This window comes from Enterobacteriaceae bacterium Kacie_13 (assembly GCA_013457415.1).
GTDB lineage: Bacteria > Pseudomonadota > Gammaproteobacteria > Enterobacterales > Enterobacteriaceae > Rahnella.
In genome coordinates, this window is sequence record CP045665.1 from 912,132 (window position 1) to 933,634 (window position 21,503).

14 protein-coding genes are annotated in these 21,503 nt (G+C 48.8%); 11 read left to right on the forward strand and 3 right to left on the reverse strand.

What is annotated here, in order from left to right:
• The first annotated feature begins 14 nt into the window (after positions 1 to 14).
• The 7 genes from GE278_04100 to GE278_04130 all read left to right on the forward strand — a co-directional run bounded on the left by GE278_04100 (position 15) and on the right by GE278_04130 (position 8,855).
• Positions 15 to 1,196: a polymerase gene (locus tag GE278_04100; protein QLK60017.1), complete on the forward strand. Its 1,182-nt coding sequence runs from the start codon at positions 15 to 17 to the stop codon at positions 1,194 to 1,196.
• Positions 1,197 to 1,346: 150 nt separating this feature from the next.
• Positions 1,347 to 2,510, forward strand: a complete 1,164-nt coding sequence (locus GE278_04105; GenBank protein QLK63182.1) for a phage tail protein — start codon at positions 1,347 to 1,349, stop codon at positions 2,508 to 2,510.
• A 58-nt stretch (positions 2,511 to 2,568) separates the two neighbouring features.
• Complete coding sequence (locus tag GE278_04110; protein QLK60018.1) at positions 2,569 to 3,546, forward strand: acyltransferase family protein; 978 nt, start codon at positions 2,569 to 2,571, stop codon at positions 3,544 to 3,546.
• Between the two features lie 91 nt (positions 3,547 to 3,637).
• Positions 3,638 to 5,059, forward strand: coding sequence for a mannose-1-phosphate guanylyltransferase/mannose-6-phosphate isomerase (locus GE278_04115; GenBank protein QLK63183.1), 1,422 nt, complete (start codon positions 3,638 to 3,640; stop codon positions 5,057 to 5,059).
• A 14-nt stretch (positions 5,060 to 5,073) separates the two neighbouring features.
• The gene (gene cpsG, locus GE278_04120; protein ID QLK60019.1) at positions 5,074 to 6,453 is read left to right on the forward strand and encodes a phosphomannomutase CpsG; all 1,380 of its coding nucleotides are present in this window, start codon (positions 5,074 to 5,076) and stop codon (positions 6,451 to 6,453) included.
• 22 nt (positions 6,454 to 6,475) lie between these two features.
• On the forward strand, positions 6,476 to 7,630 hold the full coding sequence (locus GE278_04125; protein ID QLK60020.1) for a glycosyltransferase: 1,155 nt from the start codon (positions 6,476 to 6,478) through the stop codon (positions 7,628 to 7,630).
• Between the two features lie 133 nt (positions 7,631 to 7,763).
• Positions 7,764 to 8,855 (forward strand): NAD-dependent epimerase/dehydratase family protein, encoded by a 1,092-nt coding sequence (locus GE278_04130; GenBank protein ID QLK60021.1) that lies wholly within the window; start codon positions 7,764 to 7,766, stop codon positions 8,853 to 8,855.
• A 97-nt stretch (positions 8,856 to 8,952) separates the two neighbouring features.
• Here the strand turns inward: GE278_04130 and GE278_04135 are convergent, their stop codons facing one another.
• From GE278_04135 to GE278_04145, 3 genes are read right to left on the reverse strand one after another with little or no spacing between them, the layout of a single operon-like run.
• Positions 8,953 to 9,927: an acyltransferase gene (locus tag GE278_04135; GenBank protein ID QLK60022.1), complete on the reverse strand. Its 975-nt coding sequence runs from the start codon at positions 9,925 to 9,927 to the stop codon at positions 8,953 to 8,955.
• Complete coding sequence (locus GE278_04140; protein ID QLK60023.1) at positions 9,924 to 12,989, reverse strand: AcrB/AcrD/AcrF family protein; 3,066 nt, start codon at positions 12,987 to 12,989, stop codon at positions 9,924 to 9,926. Before GE278_04140 ends, GE278_04135 begins: the two co-directional genes overlap by 4 nt.
• Positions 12,989 to 14,074: an efflux RND transporter periplasmic adaptor subunit gene (locus GE278_04145; GenBank protein ID QLK60024.1), complete on the reverse strand. Its 1,086-nt coding sequence runs from the start codon at positions 14,072 to 14,074 to the stop codon at positions 12,989 to 12,991. The genes GE278_04140 and GE278_04145 overlap by 1 nt, the downstream gene beginning before the upstream one ends.
• 282 nt (positions 14,075 to 14,356) lie before the next feature.
• Here GE278_04145 and GE278_04150 point away from each other — a divergent pair, with 282 nt between their 5' ends.
• The 4 genes from GE278_04150 (at position 14,357) to GE278_04165 (ending at position 21,447) form a co-directional block, all read left to right on the forward strand.
• Complete coding sequence (locus GE278_04150) at positions 14,357 to 17,068, forward strand: HAD-IC family P-type ATPase (GenBank protein ID QLK60025.1); 2,712 nt, start codon at positions 14,357 to 14,359, stop codon at positions 17,066 to 17,068.
• A 676-nt stretch (positions 17,069 to 17,744) separates the two neighbouring features.
• Positions 17,745 to 18,269 (forward strand): fimbrial protein, encoded by a 525-nt coding sequence (locus tag GE278_04155; GenBank protein QLK60026.1) that lies wholly within the window; start codon positions 17,745 to 17,747, stop codon positions 18,267 to 18,269.
• A 75-nt stretch (positions 18,270 to 18,344) separates the two neighbouring features.
• A complete protein-coding gene (locus GE278_04160) occupies positions 18,345 to 18,866 on the forward strand; it encodes a fimbrial protein (GenBank protein ID QLK60027.1) in 522 nt (173 codons plus the stop codon).
• 82 nt (positions 18,867 to 18,948) lie between these two features.
• On the forward strand, positions 18,949 to 21,447 hold the full coding sequence (locus tag GE278_04165; GenBank protein QLK60028.1) for a fimbria/pilus outer membrane usher protein: 2,499 nt from the start codon (positions 18,949 to 18,951) through the stop codon (positions 21,445 to 21,447).
• The last annotated feature ends 56 nt before the right edge of the window (positions 21,448 to 21,503 follow it).

A 21,503-nucleotide genomic window follows, 5' to 3' on the forward strand; every position in this document is an offset into this window, starting at 1 on the left:
GATAAAGGTTTTCAATGCAACGAGTTAATAAAGACAGTGTCGCTATTCAGTTTTCTTGTATCGCGATGGCGATAATTACCTTAATTCCTTTTGGTCGTGGAAATATATCGGGTTTAGAAATCGCCTTTCCCTTTATGCTCATTTCTGTTCTGTGTTTTCTTTTAACCAAAAGGAAGAAAAACAAACAGTCCGTTTTGATTTTTACGTTTTTTTCGCTCTGGGTTATCTGGGTGCTGGCAGGCATTACCTACAGTTATTTATATTACCCCGGCACCGCCGACCATGTTTCCGCCTATCTCAGGTTCTTCAGAATGCTGGAGATGTATCTCCCCGGCGTGCTTATATTAGTATTCAGCCGTGGTATGAGTGAAAGTCAGCATAAACGTATCGCGGCATTTGTCATCATCCTGTTTTTTCTGGTGACTTTAGAATCCACGGTGGGCTTCTTTTTACAAAGCACGGCGCTGACCGCAACGCAAATGTATAAATATCCGGGAATGGGGTACGTTTTTCGCGCCGGTGGGGTAGCCAAAGATTCCAGCGCATACAGTAATTTAATCTTGCTGCTGACGATCACCGCTTTCATAGAACTTAAGCGCATTGGAAAAAGCACCGTTATTTTTACGGCGCTGGTAATCTGCCTGCTCATTAATATTTATCTTTCTATGTCGCGAAGTCTTATCGTTGCCATGCTGGTCTATTTTATTGCCAATCTGGCGTTAGAGCGAAAAATTAAACCTGCCACGTTATTTATCATCCTTGCAGCTATTGTGACGCTGTTAATCGTCGGCATGAATAACGAGTATCTGACGTCGTTCTGGGGGCGACTCTCGGGTGCCAATCAGGAAGACATCAGTTCAGGACGGTTTACGACCTGGGCACTGTTGCTGGGGTTGGTAGGTGACAATCCCTTACTGGGCGTGGGTTATCGCTTATCTACTGAGAAATATGGCCTGATCCCGGATAACATGTTTCTGTCACTTTCTGTTGAGACGGGTGTTATTGGTTTACTTCTCTATTTATCGTTTCTTACGTCACTCTGTGTGTTGGTATATAAAAACAACAGAGATAAATTTGCCTTAATCGTTGCTTATGTCATCTCAGGGCTGTTTATTGATATATCGACCTTCTGGGTCAGCGTACCTTTCTTTTTGTTTACGATGGCAATATATAAAAGAGAACCAGAACCTTCATGACGGAGTTGATACGTGGCCTATAAACGCGTTGTCCCGCAGCCTGGGAAAGGGTTGAATCGCCGTGCAGTGTTGAAGCTGGCCACCGCTTCAGCGCTGGGTATCTGCTTTGCCCGGAATACCGCAATTTCACAGTTAGCCGACTTCGGTCAGATGCCGTTGTTGAATATTACCGATTTTGGAGCCAAAGGGGACGGGATCCAGGACGACTCACCGGCTTTTCAGAAGGCCTGCGATCGCGCAAAAGAGCGGGGGGGAGCGCGGATTTTCTTGCCAGACCCGGTGAAATATTATCGGTTAACATTCCCTGTTTATCTTTCCAGTCATACCGAACTCTATGGACAGGGTTCAAAAACCAGAGTGGTCTTTGAGGATCCCGTATTTAATAAAGGGCGTGGGGGATTTGTGATTGGCTCAAGCCTTGAGGCTAACAGCCATTTTGCACATCTTTGGTATCTCAATAAAAATACCCCGATGACCATCAATCCTGAATTTAAAAACCCGGCCCAGCGGCAATATCTCAGAGATCACCCTGAGTTCATGCAGGCAGAAAATTCAGCCATTCATGACATTTTTATTGAAGCCATGTTCACCGCCGACAACAAACTTAGCTGGGGCGGCTACGGGATTAACTTTGTCAACGCCAGGGATTGTCATGCCTACAATATCTGGGGCAGAGGCTGGACTCAGCTGATAGGTATGGGCTCCGATGTGCCTCCTGAGACGCCCTCTAATCATAACTGTTCGGCGAAAAACCTCGTCGTCGTCCAGCCTGATTTAAGAAGGACCTATTACTCCATCGGATTTATGGCTAACTCGACAAACTGCATAATAGAGAATGCGACGCAGGAGGTGCCTATGACTGCTGATACGATGAACGGCAGCGGCGTAGCGACGAATCTCTGTGAAGACTGCACGATCAGAAACATCAGGATCCCCGATTTAGGCAGAACGCAGACCTCCGAAGGCATTCTTGTCAACAACTCCTCGGGGTGTATTATCGAAGATATTGTTATCGGCAACGCCAAAACAGCAGTATCGGTTTTTTACAGTATGAAAGAGACGTTGAATCCTCAAAAACCGAATAACCTGAGCAATATTAAAGGATTAAACTGTGATTCAGTGCTGACGGTCTATTCAAAATTTAATATCATTAAAAACATTACTGGCGAAAATTGCGCGTCGATTATTGTTTTAAAAAACAATAACGCGACCAACAACGAAATTTTCGCTGCGCCGGGGAATGTCACTGCTCCTGAGAATATACTGCATAAATTACGCGCTGATAAGGATTTTATTAATTCTCAGTTAAAGTGAGCTCAGTGATTATTCTGTTATTTTCCCAGATTTATTATTCTTTTCTGAGTGAGAAGAAATGCCTCCTGTCATAAACAACAGAAATCAAACTACCGATATCTTCAGATTAATGTTGATCTCCATGGTCGTTGCTATTCATATAGACGTTTTTTCCAGTTTCAGTACTCTCAACTTTTTCACGGTCGATGGTTATTTCAGAATGGCCGTTCCTATCTTTTTCATCATCAATGGGTATTATTTCCAGCAATATGTAACGGATATAAATCAGTTCAAAAAATGGTTTTACAGGGCAATATTATTGTTTGTTGTCTGGCAGGTTATTTACTTGCCGATGTATCTGCCTTTAGAGGGATTTACTGCGCAACATACCGCTGTTTTTGTCTCTGAGCTGATATTTGGTTATCACCACCTTTGGTATGTTGCAGCGATGGCCACGGGTGGTCTGTTCTTATATTATTTAAAAAACGTTAAGTCCATGCTGCTTCTTTGCGTTCTTCTTTTTATTATCGGGTGGTTTTTGCAGTATGTACGCATCTTTATCCACACGGACGGGGTGCTGTTTAAAATATTTTCTCAATACTGGATATTTCGTAACGGCCTTTTTTTTGGTTTGCCGATGATGTATATCGGCGCTTATATTGCTAAGCATAGTCTGGTTGAAAAAATATCTGCATCTGCATGTGCTTATATTTTGGTGTTTTCTCTGCTTTGCCTGTCGCTGGAACTCTGGCTGACAATGCGTTATTTATTTGACAGGATGTCTTACCACATCGATTTTATTTTGTCATTGCTGCTTTTTTGCCCGGCGCTCTTTATACTGCTGATGAAAAGTGACAGGGTGTATTTTACGCAGTTCAATTCTAAACATCTTGCGTTAATTGCATCTGCTGTGTATTTCATTCATCCCTATGTTATAGCGTTTGTCGAATATTATCATTTCAGTGTGACACTCAATTATGTGCTGACTCTAGTCATCTCTTTACTTATTTCCGGTGTCCTGTTTTATTTCAGAAAGAAACTGTTTTTTATTTTTTAATCATCGATTCATTTCAGATTATATTCTCTTTCTTCTCATCTCTTTTCAGAGCGGATTAATCAGGGAAATAAATGCACTTCAGAGGGTAATCATGATCCTTCCCGTCATTATGGCCGGTGGTACCGGCAGCCGTTTATGGCCAATGTCCCGCGAACTTTATCCAAAACAATTTTTGCGTCTTTATGGTGAACAATCCATGTTGCAGGAGACCGTCACCCGGTTAAAAGGGTTGGAGGCCTCTGAACCCTTAGTTATTTGCAATGAAGAACATCGTTTTTTGGTTGCGGAGCAATTAAGGCAGATTAACCAGTTGTCGAATAATATTATTCTTGAGCCTGTTGGCCGCAATACAGCACCTGCGATCACGCTGGCAGCGCTCAGTGCTATCGATGAGGATTGTGATCCCTTATTGCTGGTACTGGCTGCCGATCACGTTATTGAGGATACGGCCGCTTTTCATCAGGCCGTTCAGAACGCCATTCCTTTTGCCAGGCAGGGGAAACTCGTCACCTTTGGCATTGTGCCCACCGGGCCGGAAACCGGGTACGGCTATATTCAGCGTGGCGGTGAGTTCAGCAGCCATTCAGGCCCCGTTTTTCGGGTGCAACGCTTTGTCGAAAAACCAGACATGCCGACCGCTTTGCAATATCTCGAAACCGGTGAGTACTACTGGAACAGCGGTATGTTTTTGTTTCGCGCTAAACGCTTTCTGGAAGAGATGGCCACTTACCGGCCAGACATTCTCGACGCCTGCCTTAAAGCCATCAAAACCTCGCAACCTGATGCGCAGGAAGCGTTTATCCGCGTGGATAAAGCTGCCTTCATTGCGTGCCCGGATGAGTCTGTCGATTACGCCGTGATGGAAAAAACCACCGATGCGATTGTCGTGCCGTTAGATGCCGGATGGAATGATGTGGGGTCCTGGGCAGCGTTGTGGGAAGTGAATAATAAAAATCCGGAAGGTAACGCAGTGACCGGGGATGTATATACTCACAATGCCACTAATTGCTATATCAATACGGATGAGAAATTAGTGGCGGCTATTGGCGTCGAGAATTTAGTGATTGTAAATACCAAAGATGCCGTTCTTATTATTGATAAGTCTCAGGTTCAGGATGTAAAAAAAGTCGTTGAGTTTTTAAAAAGAAACGATCGCCGGGAATATCGTTTACATCGCGAGTCTTATCGTCCCTGGGGACGAAACGATAATGTGGTGAATACGCTTCGTTATCATGTCAATCGTTTAACAGTAAAGCCCGGCGGTCAGTCCTCTTTACAAATGCATCATCATCGCGCTGAACATTGGGTCATTCTTTCCGGGACAGCGAAAGTCTCGCTTGAGGGTAAAACGTATTTACTGACTGAAAACCAGTCCACATTTATTCCCATCGGTTCTCAACATATGTTGGAAAATCCGGGAAAAATTCCGCTTGAGATTCTGGAAATACAGTCAGGTTCTTATCTGGAGGACGACGATATTATTCGTATTAAAGACCATTATGGCCGTTGCTAATTTGAGGGTGAAATATGTCTGGGAAATTAACGTGCTTTAAAGCGTATGACATCAGGGGCGAACTGGGTACTGAATTAAACGAAGATATTGCCTACAGAATAGGGCGTGCTTACGGGGAATATTTAAAACCCACAAAAATGGTCGTCGGTGGCGATGTCCGTTTAACCAGTGAAGCTTTAAAACTGGCTCTGGCCAGAGGGTTACAGGATTCCGGGACCGACGTGGTGGACATTGGCGTTACCGGAACGGAGGAGATTTATTTTGCGACCTCGTATCTCAGCCTGGATGGTGGAATCGAAGTCACGGCCAGCCATAATCCGATGAACTATAACGGCATGAAACTGGTTCGTGAGGAATCAAAACCTGTCAGTGGCGATACCGGGTTACACGAAATACAACGTCTGGCCGAAGCTAATGATTTTAAAACGATTGATCCCGCTAAACGTGGCAGTTACGAGAAAGCTTCTGTACTCGATGCCTACATTGATAAATTGATCAGCTATATCAATTTTGACCGTTTCAATCGCCCACTTAAGCTGGTGCTTAACGCCGGCAATGGTGCAGCGGGCCATGTTATTGACGCCTTAGAAGCGCGGTTCAAAAAAGCCCGTGCGCCCGTGGAATTTATTAAAGTTCACCATCAGCCGGACGGTAATTTCCCCAACGGTATTCCTAATCCGTTATTACCCGAATGTCGCCAGGATACGACCGATGCCATCATCAAACACCAGGCTGATATGGGCATTGCGTTCGATGGTGATTTCGACCGGTGTTTCCTTTTTGACCACACCGGTGAATTTATTGAAGGTTATTACATTGTCGGATTACTGGCCGATGCGTTTTTGGAAAAACATCCCGGCTCGCGAATCATCCATGACCCGCGTTTAAGTTGGAATACGATTGATATCGTGACGCAGGCAGGGGGCGTACCCGTGATGTCTAAAACCGGACATGCCTTTATCAAAGAACGTATGCGCCTGGAAAATGCGGTGTACGGCGGTGAGATGAGTGCTCATCACTATTTCCGTGATTTTTATTATTGCGACAGCGGTATGGTACCGTGGTTACTGGTGGCTGAATTAATGTTGGTCAAGGGCCAGTCACTGCGAACAATGATTAATGATCGTATCACTGCCTATCCGGCATCCGGTGAAATAAACAGTATTCTTCTTCAGCCTAAGGAAGCCATTGGCCGCGTATTATCAGTTTACGAAGGCGATGCATTACAGGTTGATTATACCGACGGCATAAGCCTGGAATTTGAAGAATGGCGTTTTAACCTGCGCAGTTCAAATACAGAACCGGTAGTGCGACTGAATGTAGAGTCTCGTGCTGATATTGCCCTAATGCAGGAGCAAACCCAAAAAATCCTGTCAATTCTGTGCCAGGAATAATAAAAGTTAAGAGGTTTCCATTATGTCACATGATGTGAGTGTTGGAATTGTCGCTGACTGGCTGGTGACATTTGCAGGGGCTGAGAAAGTTATCGCCGAATTTATTAAAATATTTCCTGAATCTGAAATGTACTCTGTTGTCGATTTTCTTTCTGATGAGAGTCGGAAGTTATTTTATGGCAAAGAATCCACAACATCATTTATTCAACGCTTACCCTTTGCAAAAAGTAAATACCAAACTTATCTTCCACTAATGCCGTTGGCCATTGAACAACTCGATGTGACGAAACATGACATTATTTTGTCCAGCAGTCATGCGGTGGCAAAAGGCGTACTCACGGGGCCTGATCAACTTCATATTAGTTACGTGCACTCTCCGATTCGCTATGCCTGGGATTTTCAGCACCAATATTTGCGGGAGTCAGGTTTAGATAAAAAATTTAAGGGGAAGCTGGCACGCTGGTTTTTACATAAGATCAGGATCTGGGATTACCGCACGGCAAACGGCGTCGATCACTTCGTGGCGAACTCTCAGTTCATCGCCCGACGGATTAAAAAGGTGTACGGGCGTGATGCCGATGTGATCTACCCGCCGGTGGATGTTGAACGTTTTACATTGCAGGAAAAAAAGGAGGATTTTTATTTCACCGCGTCACGCATGGTGCCCTATAAACGTATCGATCTGATTGTCGAAGCCTTCACACAGATGCCCGACAAAAAACTGGTCGTTATCGGTGACGGATCGGAAATGGCGAAAATTAAAGCCAGGGCCGGCAGTAATATTGTAATCCTTGGCTATCAGCCTGATGCTGTTATGCAGGATCATATGCGTCGCGCTAAAGCCTTTGTATTTGCTGCCGAAGAGGATTTTGGTATTACGCCGGTTGAAGCACAGGCCTGTGGCACACCGGTGATAGCCTACGGTAAAGGCGGTGTTCTTGAAACGATACGACCTTACGGGGAAGCACATTCTACGGGGCTCTTTTTCGCGGAACAAAATGTGACCTCGGTGATACAGGCCGTCCGACAGTTTGAGCTCGTCCAACAGTCTATTCTCCCGCAAGATTGCCGGGAGAATGCCCTGAGATTTTCTGCAGAACGTTTTCATCAGGAACTCGATGATTATATTAAAACGAAGTGGAACGAATTTAGCGATCACAAAAAAATAAGATATTAGTTTTATGTCACGAAATGAAATTTTCTGATTTCACATCTTACTTCTGTTTTATTTTTCTGATTTGAAGACCTTACAATTCTAATCGTGCATCCCTAAAGATGCGTTCTTTTTAATTGTAATCCAAGGATCGTGTATGTCTAAAGTTGCACTCATTACCAGTATAACTGGACAGGATGGTTCTTATCTGGCTGAGCTTTTATTAAAAAAAGGCTATACAGTCCACGGTATTAATCGACATATTCCTTTATCAGCCAGACAGCATACTGAATTTATCGATGAAAGATTCAGTATTCATTCTCCCGGTTTTTATCTTCACGAGGAGGAACTGGCGGATACCTCATCACTAAACGATTTGCTGGCTACGCTTGCGCCCGATGAAATTTATAATCTGGGTGGACTGAGCCATGTGGCAGAACGTCTGCAACCTCATTCTGTTTTCACAGAGAACAGCATCAGTGCGCTAAGGTTTCTTGAAGCTGTCCGCTCTCAGGGACTGGAACACAAAACTCGTTATTATCACGCCTCGCCTGCGGAGCTTTGCGGTCTGGTGAACGGGATGACAATCAATGAAATGGTGACCTCCAGTCTTTGTCCGCCGGAAACCGTTGCGCTGATCTCCGATTTTTGGACGGTGGTGAATTATCGTAAAACTTTCGGAATGTATGCCTGCAACGGCATTCTTTTCAATCATGAATCGCCACGCCGGAGCGAGCATTTTGTGACCCGTAAAATCTCCATGGGGTTGGCGAACATCACTCAGGGGCTGGAGCAATGCCTTTATCTCGGTAATCTCAACGCGTTACGTGACTGGGGGCATGCGAAGGATTATGTCAAAATGCAATGGTCGATGTTACAACAGGAGGAACCCGAGGACTTTGTGATTGCTACCGGCGTGCAATATACGGTGCGTCAGTTTGTCACTTTTGCAGCACTGGAACTGGGGATCAAACTGCGCTTCATCGGCAAGGGGATTGAGGAGAAAGGGGTGATTGCGGCGATTATCAGCCCGATTGCGGCGGCGTTAAAAGTCGGCGATGTAGTGGTTGCCGTAGATCCCCGTTATATCCGTCCTGCGGAGAAGTGCAAAGTCTCGGCAAATCCTGCTAAGGCTCGCCGTAAGCTGGGCTGGGGGCCCGAAACGTCGTTACAGGATCTGGTGATTGAGATGGTACAAGCCGACCTGGCCTCTGCAAAAGAAATGGCGCGGCTCAAACTGTATGGATGAATCTCGTTGACCCACACCCCACCACCTTTAAAGCCGAAGAATGCACCTGTTCTTCGGCTTTTTTTTGCCCAATTCAGCCGGTTAAAAGCCCGCAACATCAAAACGCAATCAGCCTCTTCGTCACTTTATTTTTCAGCAGCAAGGTAGCAGATACCACGGAAAGCAGGAACGTGAGAAGAATAACAAAGAGTTTGGCGGTCAGGGAGTGGATTGGGATCCACTCGATCAGCAGATTGAAAAAGCTGTAGTGGAGGATATAAACGCCGGTCATGGTTTTGCCGAGCGCACCCACCATTTCTCCGACCGGTCTTTTCACCGCGTCGGCTTTGACGCCGTTGGCTGCGAGGATGATCAGCACTACCAGCAGGTACACTTGCGAGCCGGTCAGAATGAAGCTGTTTTGCTCGACCTTAAAGAGTGAAAAGAAAAAATGCTTCTCGTACATCCAGGTAAAAATATACACAAAGGGAATGGCAATCGCGGCAGCACCCGCGACGCGCGGGCGGCCATATAGCTGTGAAACCTTGTGGTCGAAGAGCAGCTGGCCGGTGAGATAGTAAAGGATCCACGTCCAGATACGGAACTGCGCGGGGACAGATAACACCTGATTCTCCGGGTAATACAGCGCCAGCAGATCGTAGGCAAAGGAGAAAATCAGTAATGCGCCAGTCACGCTGGCCAGTATGACGGTGCGTCCGGCCAGCCATTCCACCACCGGATGAAAGGTGTAGATGATCACCAGCGAGAAAATAAACCACGGCTGGATCAGATAACCTTTCTGATAGGGTTCCCACAGGTAATAGACGGAGAACCAGAAAATAAAAATGGTTAAAATCGCCCGGATTTTCCTCATCTGCCATTCGCAGATGTTTTCCTCTAAACAGGAACCGGCGTCCATATAACCGTTGACGACAAAAAACAGCGGCGTGGCAATGGTCGAGATAAACGTCAGAAAAGCCAGAACGCTGTCGTAGTTATAGTTGTAATCGTCGTAAGTGTTGTACACGGTGAAAAAAGTCACGGCAGTCAGGCAGCCGAGGGTTTTAATAATATTGAGTCCCGTGGTGTTCATTGTTTGCTGCGTTGTCCTTCACGATGAAAACAGTTGTAAATCACAGGCAGAACCAGAAGCGTCAGCACTGTGGCAAATCCCAGTCCGAACATGATAACAACGGCCATGCTTTGGAAAAATACATCAAGTAACAACGGCGCGAGACCCAGCACGGTGGTAAAGGCGGTCAGCAGGATAGGGCGCAGGCGTGACGTCGCTGCATACACAATGGCTTCGGCCTGACTTTTCACCTTTTTCTGCTGATTGATTTCTTCGACCAGCACGATCCCATTGCGGATCAGCATCCCGCTCAGGCTGAGTAAACCTATCAGCGCCATAAATCCAAACGGTATGCCCGTCAGCAGGAAGCCAAAGGTGACACCGATCAAAGCCAGAGGAACGGTCAGCCAGATGGCGATAGCATTTTTTACCGAGCTGAACATCAATACGGTAATGATGAACATCATCAGGAAGCCGACCGGCAGCGTGGTGAACAATCCCTGTTGCGCCTCGGCGGAATTCTCCGCGTCACCCCCCCATTCGATGCTGTAGCCGTGTGGCAGTTGCAGTGCTTCCACTTTCGGTTTGATGCGCGCCAGCATGTCGCCCGAAGTTTCACCGGTAGCCGCGTCCGGGTCGGTCTGAACGGTGAGCATACGCATACGGTCGCGCCGCATGATGAGCGGGTCCTCCCATTCCACGCGGAACTTACTCACTACATTACTCAGTGGAATAAATTGCTGACGTGTCTGGCTCCATACCATGATATTCGCCATATGATCCACATCCAGCCGTTCATCAGCCGGTGGACGCAGCACCACGGGCATCAGCGTGGAGCCATCACGGTAAATCCCCACCGTGCTGCCGCTAAAATTCATCTGCAATGCACTGTCGACTTCCCCTCTGTCGACACCCAGCTCACGGCCAAGATAAGGTGAGAACGTCGGGCGAACCCTTTTGCTGCGATCCTGCCAGTCGTTACGTACGCCGTCAGCAGCACCGTCATCGAGAATGATCTGATCCACCTGACTGGCGATATGGCGCAAGGTATCCGGATCCGGGCCTTTGATCCGCACCTCGATCGCGCTGTCGCCGGAAGGGCCAAACATAATGCGTTTGAGCCGCGCATTCACCTCGGGGAAGTTCTGGTGAATATCCTGCTCTGTGCGCTGGACCATTCCGGCAATTTTCCGTTGATCGTCCATCCGCACCATGATTTGGGCATAGTTGGAATACTGGCGCTGGCCGTTATAGGTCAGAATAAACCGCATACCCCCCTGACCGATGGTGGTCACGGTATTTTCGACGCCTTCCTGTCGGTTGATGTTTTTTTCGATTTCTCCGGCGACTTTTGCCGTGTAGTTAATGTCGGTACCGTAAGGCAGCCAGAGATCGACGAAGAAAATTGGCGTATTCGAGGAGGGGAAGAAGTTCTGCCGTACAAAGCTAAATCCCCAGACCGAAGCCACCAGCAGCGCCGCCAGCACCGTCAGTGTGAGCGTCTGGCGAATTAACAGGGCATTGAGCATGCGGCGGTAGAGGCGAAATATCCAGCCGCCGTAAGGGTCGGCCTGCTCATCCGCTTTTTTCTCCGCCACTTTCATATTGGCAAAGGCCCATTTCACCAGCACCGGCGTCAGCGTCAGCGCCGTCACCCAGCTGAGCATCAGTGAAATCAGCAGCACCTGGAACAACGATTTGCAGTATTCGCCGGTCGAATCCTGCGACAACCCGATGGGCGCAAACGCCAGAATGGCGATGACCGTCGCGCCAAGCAGCGGAAGGGCAGAGCGTTTAATAATGTGCGAAATGGCGTTCATCAGCGGATTGCCCTGCTGACGGGATATCAATACGCCTTCCACCACGACAATTGCATTATCCACCAGCATACTGAGCGCAATGATGAGTGCGCCCAGCGAAATTCGCTGAAGCTCGATGCCGAACAAATACATGATAAGCAACGTACCCAGTACGTTCAGCGCCAGTGAGACGGCAATAATAATACCGCTGCGCAAGCCCATGAAAATGAGCAGGGTGCCGACCACAATCGCCAGTGCCATCAGGAAGTTAATAATAAACCCGTCGACGGACTTTTTAACTTCTGCGGCCTGATCGTAGAACACTTTCAGCTGGATCCCTGCGGGTTTTTCGGCCTGCAGCTCCTTCATTGTAGACTCGATGGCGTGGCCGATATTCATCACATTGACACCAGGAATGTAAGAGACGCCGAGAGTCAGCGCGTTACGGCCATTGGCGTGATAAATATTGCCCGGATGATCGCTGACGCCCTGAGAAACGACGGCAATATCTCGCAGATAAATACTGTGCGTCGAACCCGCCGGGCTTATCAGGACGTTATTCAGTTCATCAATGTTTTGAAATCCACCGGTAGGATGCAGCCGGATCGACTCACTGCCGACGGTCATGCTGCCCGCATCAGAAACGATATTCTGCCGGTTAAGTACATCCGCCAGCCGCGCGAGCGTGACGCCGTACGCCGCCATTTGTGCGCGGGAAATCTCAATCGTTACCTGCTCAGGAAGGACGCCGCCAATCGCGACTTTGCCGACGCCGGGCACCAGCACCAGCTCGCGGCGCAGTTGCTCAGCGTATTTGCGCAACTCAGGGTTGGTAAAACTGTCGCCATAAATCGAGAAAAAATAGCCGTACACATCGCCGAAATCATCGTTAACAAACGGCGGACTGACGCCCGGCGGAAACTGCAACGTGGCATCGTTGACCCGGCGGCGCAATTCATCCCAAATCTGCGGCAGCTCAGAGGAGTGATAGCGGGAATCGATATTAACCGTGATCTGCGATAAACCGACGGCAGAAATAGAGGTGATGTTATCGACGTAAGGCAGACGCTGCAGGGCATTCTCCAGCGGCAGCGTGACCTCTTCTTCCACCTGCTGCGACGACGCGCCGGGATACTGCACCGACACAACGGCTGTTTTGATGGTAAACGCCGGATCTTCCAGCCGCCCGATGTTGAATAACGCAATCAGGCCGCCCACGCCGAGCAGGAGGATCACCAGCCACACCCGCGTCGGGTTATTGATAAAGCTGTCGTTAATCCCCATTACAAACCCCGTTCCCGCGTCCAGATACGCACCAGCTGCTGCGCGTGTAATTCACCCACACCTGCCGCCACCACACGTTCTCCTTTCTCCAGTCCGGCGGTGATTTCAATCCCACGCGAAGTCAGTTCTCCCACTGTCACCTTTCTGTCTTCCACGTGCAGTTTGTCGCCGTCCCCGGCGACCACCCAGACATGCGCTTCATTGCGCTGCTGGCTGTCCGGGTTAAACACCGCTTCCACCGGGACTACCAGCGTATTAACGGGCGTTGCGGTCGCGAGGTTAGCCGGATTGACCGTCACCGTGCCGCTGAGTCCCGCCACTGCCGGGAAATTCTCCGGACGCGGCATGGTCAGCGTAACCTGCCACGTTAAGGTATTGGCTTCGCTGCTGGCGGTGTGTTCTTTATAGCTGGCGGTAAATTCATGGCCGGGCAGGGTATTGATGCGTACCAGAGGGCGATACTGCGCGTTGCGGATATCCAGGCTGGTGAACAGATTTTCCGGCACGCTGAAAATAACGTCCAGCACATCGGAACGGCTGAGCGTGGCGACCGGCTGTCCGGCGGCGATAACCTGATGATTACGCACGTTCAGTCTGGCGACAACGCCGCTGAACGGCGCGATCAGATTCAAATCATTGAGTTCTTCCTGGGCAATTTTCAGTGCGGCAAGGGCAGAATCGCGGCTGGCTTTGTGCACGTCGAGTTCAGTCTGTGAGACGACGTGCCGCCGGGCAAGGGTCTGGTAACGCTCGAACTGGCGCTGCGCCAGCGTTGAAGCACTGCGGCGATCGTTGAGCCGCTGGCGGGCGTCATTGTTGGAAAGACGGGCGAGGACTTGCCCCTGTTTGACCGCCTGCCCTTCGCGCACATCTAAGGTATCGAGCTGACCTGCACGTTTAAAGGCAATTTCCGTGTTGTCACCTGCCAGGATCCGCGCCGGGAAAACCCGCGAGCTGGCCAGGTTCACCGCGTCAGCCGTGGCAACTTTAACCTGACGCGGTAATACCGGCGCATCAGGGGTTTTCTGGTCGCAGGCGCTTAACAGCAGCGCGATGACCAGCGTGAGAGAAAAACGAATTTTCAATATACTTCCCCTCATTAACAACCCGCGAAAATAATAAATACAAACAGAATTTGCAGGGGTTTTTCTGTCACCCGACTGACTTATTTTATTATGTCTGCATTTCATAAAGGCGTGAGTGAGTTATTGTTTTTATTTGGTTATTCTATTTTTCAGTCTGGTTATTAACACTATTTAACACGGTATATTATAGTTTATACAGCTTTACGCATCTTGCCAGAAACCTGCACGATAATTCGTTCGTTGTTCTCTTTATTCGTGAACCATTTCAGGGGTCAAAGAATTATGGATAATACAACGCCACATTCGGTGGAACCGACGTCACAAGATAAACTTTGGTATCAGCTAAGCGTGGAAGAAAGCCTCGCAGGGCTGCAGTCAGGCCTCTCCGGGCTCACCGCAGAGGAAGCACAGAATAAACTCAGGCAGCACGGCCCGAATGTTTTACCGCAAAAAGAAGATAAGTCTTTATTTATTAAGTTTATCTCTCACTTTAAAGATATTCTCATTTATATATTACTGGCTGCCGCCGTGGTCACCGGGATCATGGGGCATTGGGTGGATACGCTGGTGATTTTAGCCGTGGCGGTTATTAATGCGCTGATAGGGTTTATTCAGGAAAATAATGCTGAGAAATCATTGAAGAGCATTCAGAATATGCTGTCCAGCGAGGCGCTGGTATTACGCAACGGACAACAAGTTACCGTGGGAACGGATGAAATCGTGCCGGGGGATATTATTCTGCTACGACCGGGGGATAAGATCCCTGCCGATTTACGTCTGATCGATGTCCATAATCTTCGTGTCGAAGAAGCCATTCTGACCGGTGAATCCACCGTCGTGTCGAAAAAAACCGACCCGCTCGAGGGTGAAAAATCCATCGGCGACCGTAAGAACTTAGCCTACTCCGGCACCACCGTGAGTTCCGGGACGGCCAGCGGCGTGGTATTCGCCACCGGCGGGCATACCGAACTCGGCCATATCAACGAAATGCTCTCTTCGATTGAAGACAATAAAACGCCGCTGCTGGTTCAGATCGACAAACTGGGGAAATCCATTTTTGTCATCATTCTGTTCATGATGGCGGCGTTACTGATCTTCGGTTATTTGCTGCGGGATATTCCATTTGGCGAACTGCTGCTGTCGGTCATCAGCCTGGCGGTAGCCGCGGTGCCGGAAGGATTACCGGCGATTATCTCGATCATCTTGTCGCTGGGTGTTCAGGCGATGGCGCGATCCAAAGCCATCATCCGTAAACTGCCAACCGTTGAAACGCTGGGCGCGATGTCGGTCATTTGCTCGGATAAAACCGGCACGCTGACCATGAACGAGATGACCGTCAAGGCGGTCATTCTGGCGGATAATGTCTGGACGGTGGAGGGCAGCAGCTATGAACCGACGGGGAGTTTTACCGTCGCCGGGCAGGTGAGCCCGCAACCGCCGGATTCCTCTGCGTTGCTGACGCAGTTTTTGCGCACGGTGGATATTTGTAATGACAGCACGCTGTCGCAGGATGCACAGGGGCACTGGAAAATCACCGGCGGGCCGACTGAGGGGGCGCTGAAAGTGCTGGCCGCCAAGGCGCAGCTGCCCGACGTTTCGCATCAGATAAGCAGTAAAATCCCGTTCGATTCGCTCTATAAATACATGGCGATCGCCTGCGAGAAAAACGGCCAGTCTCAGGTTCTGCTGACCGGCGCGCCGGACGTGTTGCTTAAACTGTGTCAGTTCCAGCAAACGCCGGAAGGCGCGCAGCCGCTGGATCTGGCTTACTGGGAATCGGCGATTACGCAATACGCCAGCGAAGGGCTGCGTATGGTCGCGGCGGCGTGGAAGCCGGTCGATCAGCCGGTGACCTCGCTTGATCACCCCGAACTTCATCATGGCATGGTGCTGATCGGTATTGCAGGCATGATGGATCCGCCGCGACCTGAGGCGATTGTCGCGATTGGTGAATGCCAGCAGGCGGGGATCCGCGTCAAGATGATCACCGGCGATCATCAGGAAACCGCCATGGCGATCGGCAAAATGCTGGGGATTGGCAACAGCGAAAACTCCATCACCGGCTACGAGCTTGAGCACATGGATGATGCCCAGCTCAGAACCGCTGCCGTGCAGTTCGACATCTTTGCGCGCACCAGCCCTGAACACAAACTCCGGCTGGTCAAAGCGTTACAGGAGACCGGTGAAATTGTCGGCATGACCGGTGACGGCGTGAACGATGCGCCGGCGCTGAAACAGGCCAACGTCGGGATCGCAATGGGGATCAAGGGCACGGAGGTGACGAAAGAATCCGCCGATATGATCCTGGTGGATGATAACTTTGCGACCATCGCCAATGCGGTCAGGGAAGGACGCCGGGTTTACGATAACCTGAAGAAAACCATCCTGTTTATTATGCCGACCAACCTTGCACAGGGGCTGCTGATTATTATCGCTATCCTGATGGGTAACCTTCTGCCGCTCACGCCGGTGCAAATCTTATGGATGAACATGGCGACCTCCGCCACGCTCTCCTTCGGACTGGCGTTTGAGAAAGCCGAAAGCCGCGTTATGCGCCGTCCGCCGCGCAACGTCAGTGCGCACGTCATGGATAAATATGCCATCTGGCGCGTGGCGTTTGTTGGCTTACTGATTTCCATCAGCGCCTTTATGCTGGAAGCCTGGCTGCAACCGCGTGGGTATGAACCGGAATTCATCCGCACCGTGCTGTTACAAACGCTGGTGACCGCGCAATGGGTGTACATGATTAACTGCCGCGATTCGGATAAATTCTCTCTCAGCCGTGGCCTGCTGCAAAATAAAGGCATCTGGATTGTGACCGTCGTGCTTTTCGCCCTGCAAGCCATCATCATTTACGTCCCGCTGATGAATACACTGTTTGGCACCCGCCCGTTGCCGTTCATTTACTGGATCATCGGATTGCTGATCGGCGTCGCGCTGTTCGTGATTGTCGAGATAGAGAAGATACTGACCAGAGGATGGCGGAAGGTGTGATGATGTAATTGTGGGGAGTCCGTATCTCAGAAAGCAAGAAACCCGCCAGAGGCGGGTTTCTTTATATAGTGCTGAACTCGGAATCTATTTAACTGAATAAAATGTTGATTTGTTTTAATTATTTTTAATATTGTTTACTTTGCACCCTCTTCTTTACCCTCGCTCACATTCGGCTTCAATCGAAATTTTTAGTCATCCGGTGATTAATAACCTCACCAAACACTTAAGAATCATAAGCAACGCTTCATGACCTTCTTGAAATATCTTCCTTATGGTGATCCATTAACAAAATTTTTATTTGTAATAGCTATGTTTCATTTGTGAAGAATTGGCTAAAGAAATCAGGCAAGGTGAGTGCAGTGTTTTGTCATAAAACCCAGTTTGTCGATGTTTTCCAGCATAATCACCTGCTTTTGTATGTTTTTGTGGTCTATGGTTTGTCGCATGAAGTGATTAAGCGATACTTTGTTTCATTATTGAGGGTTGGTGTGACTCCGTTGCGATATTAAATGTCGATCTTGATAGTGAACGTCATTTTTTGTTTAAAACTGTCAAGGGTGCGCCTATTATTCCGTTGTCCCGAAATGACCTGGTAAATTATTTTTTAGAAGGTTTTCGCAGGTTATTAGAGGGGAACTCTCGATTAATCCTAATTAAATTTATAATGGAATATTAAATGAACATGAATAAGTTAGCACTTTCTTTGGTAATGGCGATGGGTATTGTTTCTGGCGCACAGGCTGCAACTAATGGCGGTTCAGGTACTGTTGAATTCAAAGGCGATATCGTTGATGCTCCTTGTTCAATCGCTTCAGAAAGCAGCGCTCAGATTATTCCAATGGGTACTGCTACTGTGAAAACTTTAGCAAACAAAGGTAAAGCCACTGCCGTTCCTTTCGATATTAAACTGCAAGGTTGTGAAGCAACTACTCAGAAAGTAAAAATTGCTTTCGATGGCGTTGCTGCTGATTCAAGCAAAAAATACCTGAAACTGGCTAACGGTACTGCAGCTGGTGCTGGTATTGGTCTGACTGACCATAATGGTGCAGATTTGGTTCTGGGTACCGCAACTGTTGTTAAAGACACACTTCTGGAAGGCGACAACGTTCTGAACTTCCAGGCGTATGTTCAAGGTATTGATGCATCTGTAACTGCAGGTAGCTTCGATACCACTGCAAACTTTACTCTGTCTTACGAGTAAGTTAGCCACTAACGAGAAGGTTTCGGCCTTCTCGTTTCATTCTTAATGGATTGCCTGGTTTATTAATGGAGCATTATGCGTCAGTCGATTTTATTCATTGCCATGCTGCTTGCCGTACTTCCGGCTGCTGGGAAAATGGGAGGGCATGGCAAAGTCAGTATGACGGGGAGTATTGTCGCCTCAGCCTGTAATATCGCGACAGAATCCGTTAACCAGCAAATAGATCTCGGGAATTTACCCGTTAATGATATTGCCCGCGATGGGCATGGTCCGGAAAAAGCTTTTTCAATTCATTTACAAGATTGTGAACCCGTCCGCGCTGGCGCATGGAACTTTAACAGTCTGCGCATGACTTTTGACGGTGTGCATGACGATGTTGTACATCTCCTCAAAGTAGAAGGAGATGCAAAGGGTGTTGGTTTGACCATTAAAGACAGTTTAGGTCATACCGTAATACCGGGGGAAGCACTGCCTGAACAGGCGATATTAAACGGTAATCAGGATCTGGATTATAAATTAGCTATCGAGAAAAATAACAAACCTCTGATTCCAGGTAATTACACCGCTATTGTTCGCTTCAAAGTTGAATATAACTAGTCGCGGATTTTTCCCCACTTTGTTTTATTGATGTCTATGAGACGCGGATCCGTCTCGTCAAAAAAGTCTAAAGGGTTTAATCATGACGTGTTCATTTAAGATAAATAAAATAAGAATGGCAATGATGGTTGCGTTTTTGGGAATGACGCATTCAGCACTCGCGATTGAATTCAATACCGACGTTTTAGATGTCAGTGATAAAGAAAATATTAACTTCTCTAACTTCTCTGAAGCAAACTACATTATGCCTGGCACCTATAATATGATGGTGCGAGTTAATGGTCATAATATTACCGAACATCCAATTAAATATATCGCGTCTGGCGAGAAAGAGCAGGCTACGCAGGCTTGTATTACGCCACAAATTGTAGAGACCCTCGGTCTGAAGCCAGAAGCATTAGCCAAAGTTCGCTACACTGCGGGTGGCCAGTGTGCCGATTTCAGCCAACTTGAAGGCACGACGGTCCGCGGTGACCTCACAAACTCATCAATTGCAATCACCATCCCGCAGGCCTGGCTGGAATACAGTGATGAAAACTGGGTGCCTTATTCTCAGTGGGATAATGGTATTCCGGGGCTTTTGCTCGATTACAACGTCAACAGTACGGTGACCAAACCGAGCAAACAGCAACAGACTCAGAACACCAGCGTCAGCGGCACTGTGGGGATGAATGCGGGCGCATGGCGTCTGCGGGGTGACTATCAGGGAAATTATACCCATACGACGGGAAGTACCCAGTCATCCACCCGAAATTTCGACTGGAGCCGTATTTATGCCTATCGGGCAATCCCGCAAATTCATTCCACCGTTACACTCGGTGAAAACTATCTGACGTCAGGGATCTTTGATTCATGGCGTTATAACGGGATCAGCCTGGCCACGGATGACCGGATGCTGCCGCCTGCGCTTCGTGGGTATGCGCCGGAAGTTACCGGTATTGCCAAAACCAATGCAAAAGTCACCATCAAACAGCAGGGGCGGGTGATTTATGAATCCACGGTGGCGGCCGGTCCGTTCCGTATTCAGGAACTCAACAGTGCCGTAAACGGTAAGCTGGATGTGGAAGTTCAGGAACAAGATGGCAGCGTACAGCGCTTCCAGGTCGATACCGCGACTATTCCGTACCTGACCCGTCCGGGCATGGTGCAGTACAAAATTGCTGCCGGTCGTCCGTCAGATTACCAACACCATGTTGAAGGGCCACTGTTTACCACCGGTGAATTCTCCTGGGGTATTGCCAACAGTTGGTCGTTGTATGGCGGCAGCATTGTTGCCGGAGATTATAACGCCCTGTCGATCGGTTTGGGCCGTGACCTTTATATGTTCGGTGCCGTTTCTGCCGACGTCACGCAGTCTTATGCACGTCTGCCGGGTGAAAACCGTCAGGGTAAATCATGGCGGCTGAGCTATTCCAAACGTTTCGATGAACTGGACAGTGAAGTGACTTTCGCCGGTTACCGCTTCTCCGAACGTGATTACCTGTCAATGAGTGAGTATCTCGATACCCGTTATAGAGACGGCGCCATTGGTCAGGATAAAGAGCTGTACACCATTACGGCCTCGAAAAACTTCGCTGATTTAGGCCTCAGTGCCTATTTCTCTTACAGTCACCAGACCTACTGGGATCAGCCTGCGGACGACCGTTTCAGCTTATCAGCAAGTACTTACTTTGATGTTGGCCGGGTGAAGGATATTTCCCTGAATTTGTCCGCACAACGCAGTAAATATAACGGCCGCAATGATGATGCGGTGTATCTCAGCCTGTCGGTTCCTCTTGGCGATGCCTCACTCGGTTTCAACAGCCAGTACGCTGGCGACCGCATGACCAACAACACCAGCTATTACGACCGTCTGGATGAAAATAATAATTACCGGGTTTCTGCTGGTCTTGAATCCGGTGGGAATGAGTCCAGTAACAGCCAGTTCAGCGGCTACTACAGCCATCGCGGAGATATCGCCGATATCACGGCAAACGCCAGTTACAGCGAAGGAAATTATACCTCAATGGGGCTTTCCGCACAGGGCGGCGCGACGGTTACCACTAAAGGTGCCGCTCTGCATTCCGGTGGTTATAACGGCGCAACGCGTCTGATGGTCGATACCGACGGGGTCGCTAATGTGCCGGTTGATTCAGGCCATGTGCATACCAATGCCTTTGGCATCGGGGTAGTCAGCAGTGTCAACAGTTACTACCGAAACAACACCAGCATCACCCTTGATGAAATGGACGACAACATCGAAGCCAGCAAATCGGTGGTGGAATCGACGCTGACCGAAGGCGCCATTGGTTACCGTAAGTTCGGTGTTATCAAAGGTGCGAAAGCACTGGCCATTCTTTCGCTGGCCGATGGCAGTCGTCCGCCGTTTGGCGCGACGGTCACCAATAAAGAAGGTCGCGAGCTGGCGATTGTCGGTGATGACGGTGTGGCGTGGCTGACCGGTCTGCAACCAAATGAAAAGCTGGATGTTAACTGGAATGGCGCAACACAGTGTCAGGCTACCGTTCCGCAAAAAATTGACCCGCAGGCTCAGCTGCTCCTGCCTTGTACCGCCAGTTTCCAGGCCACAGGCAAACCTTAACCCGGCCTCAGGCTCAATATAGAGCCTGAGATGTTGAATTGAGAAACGAGTAAAGA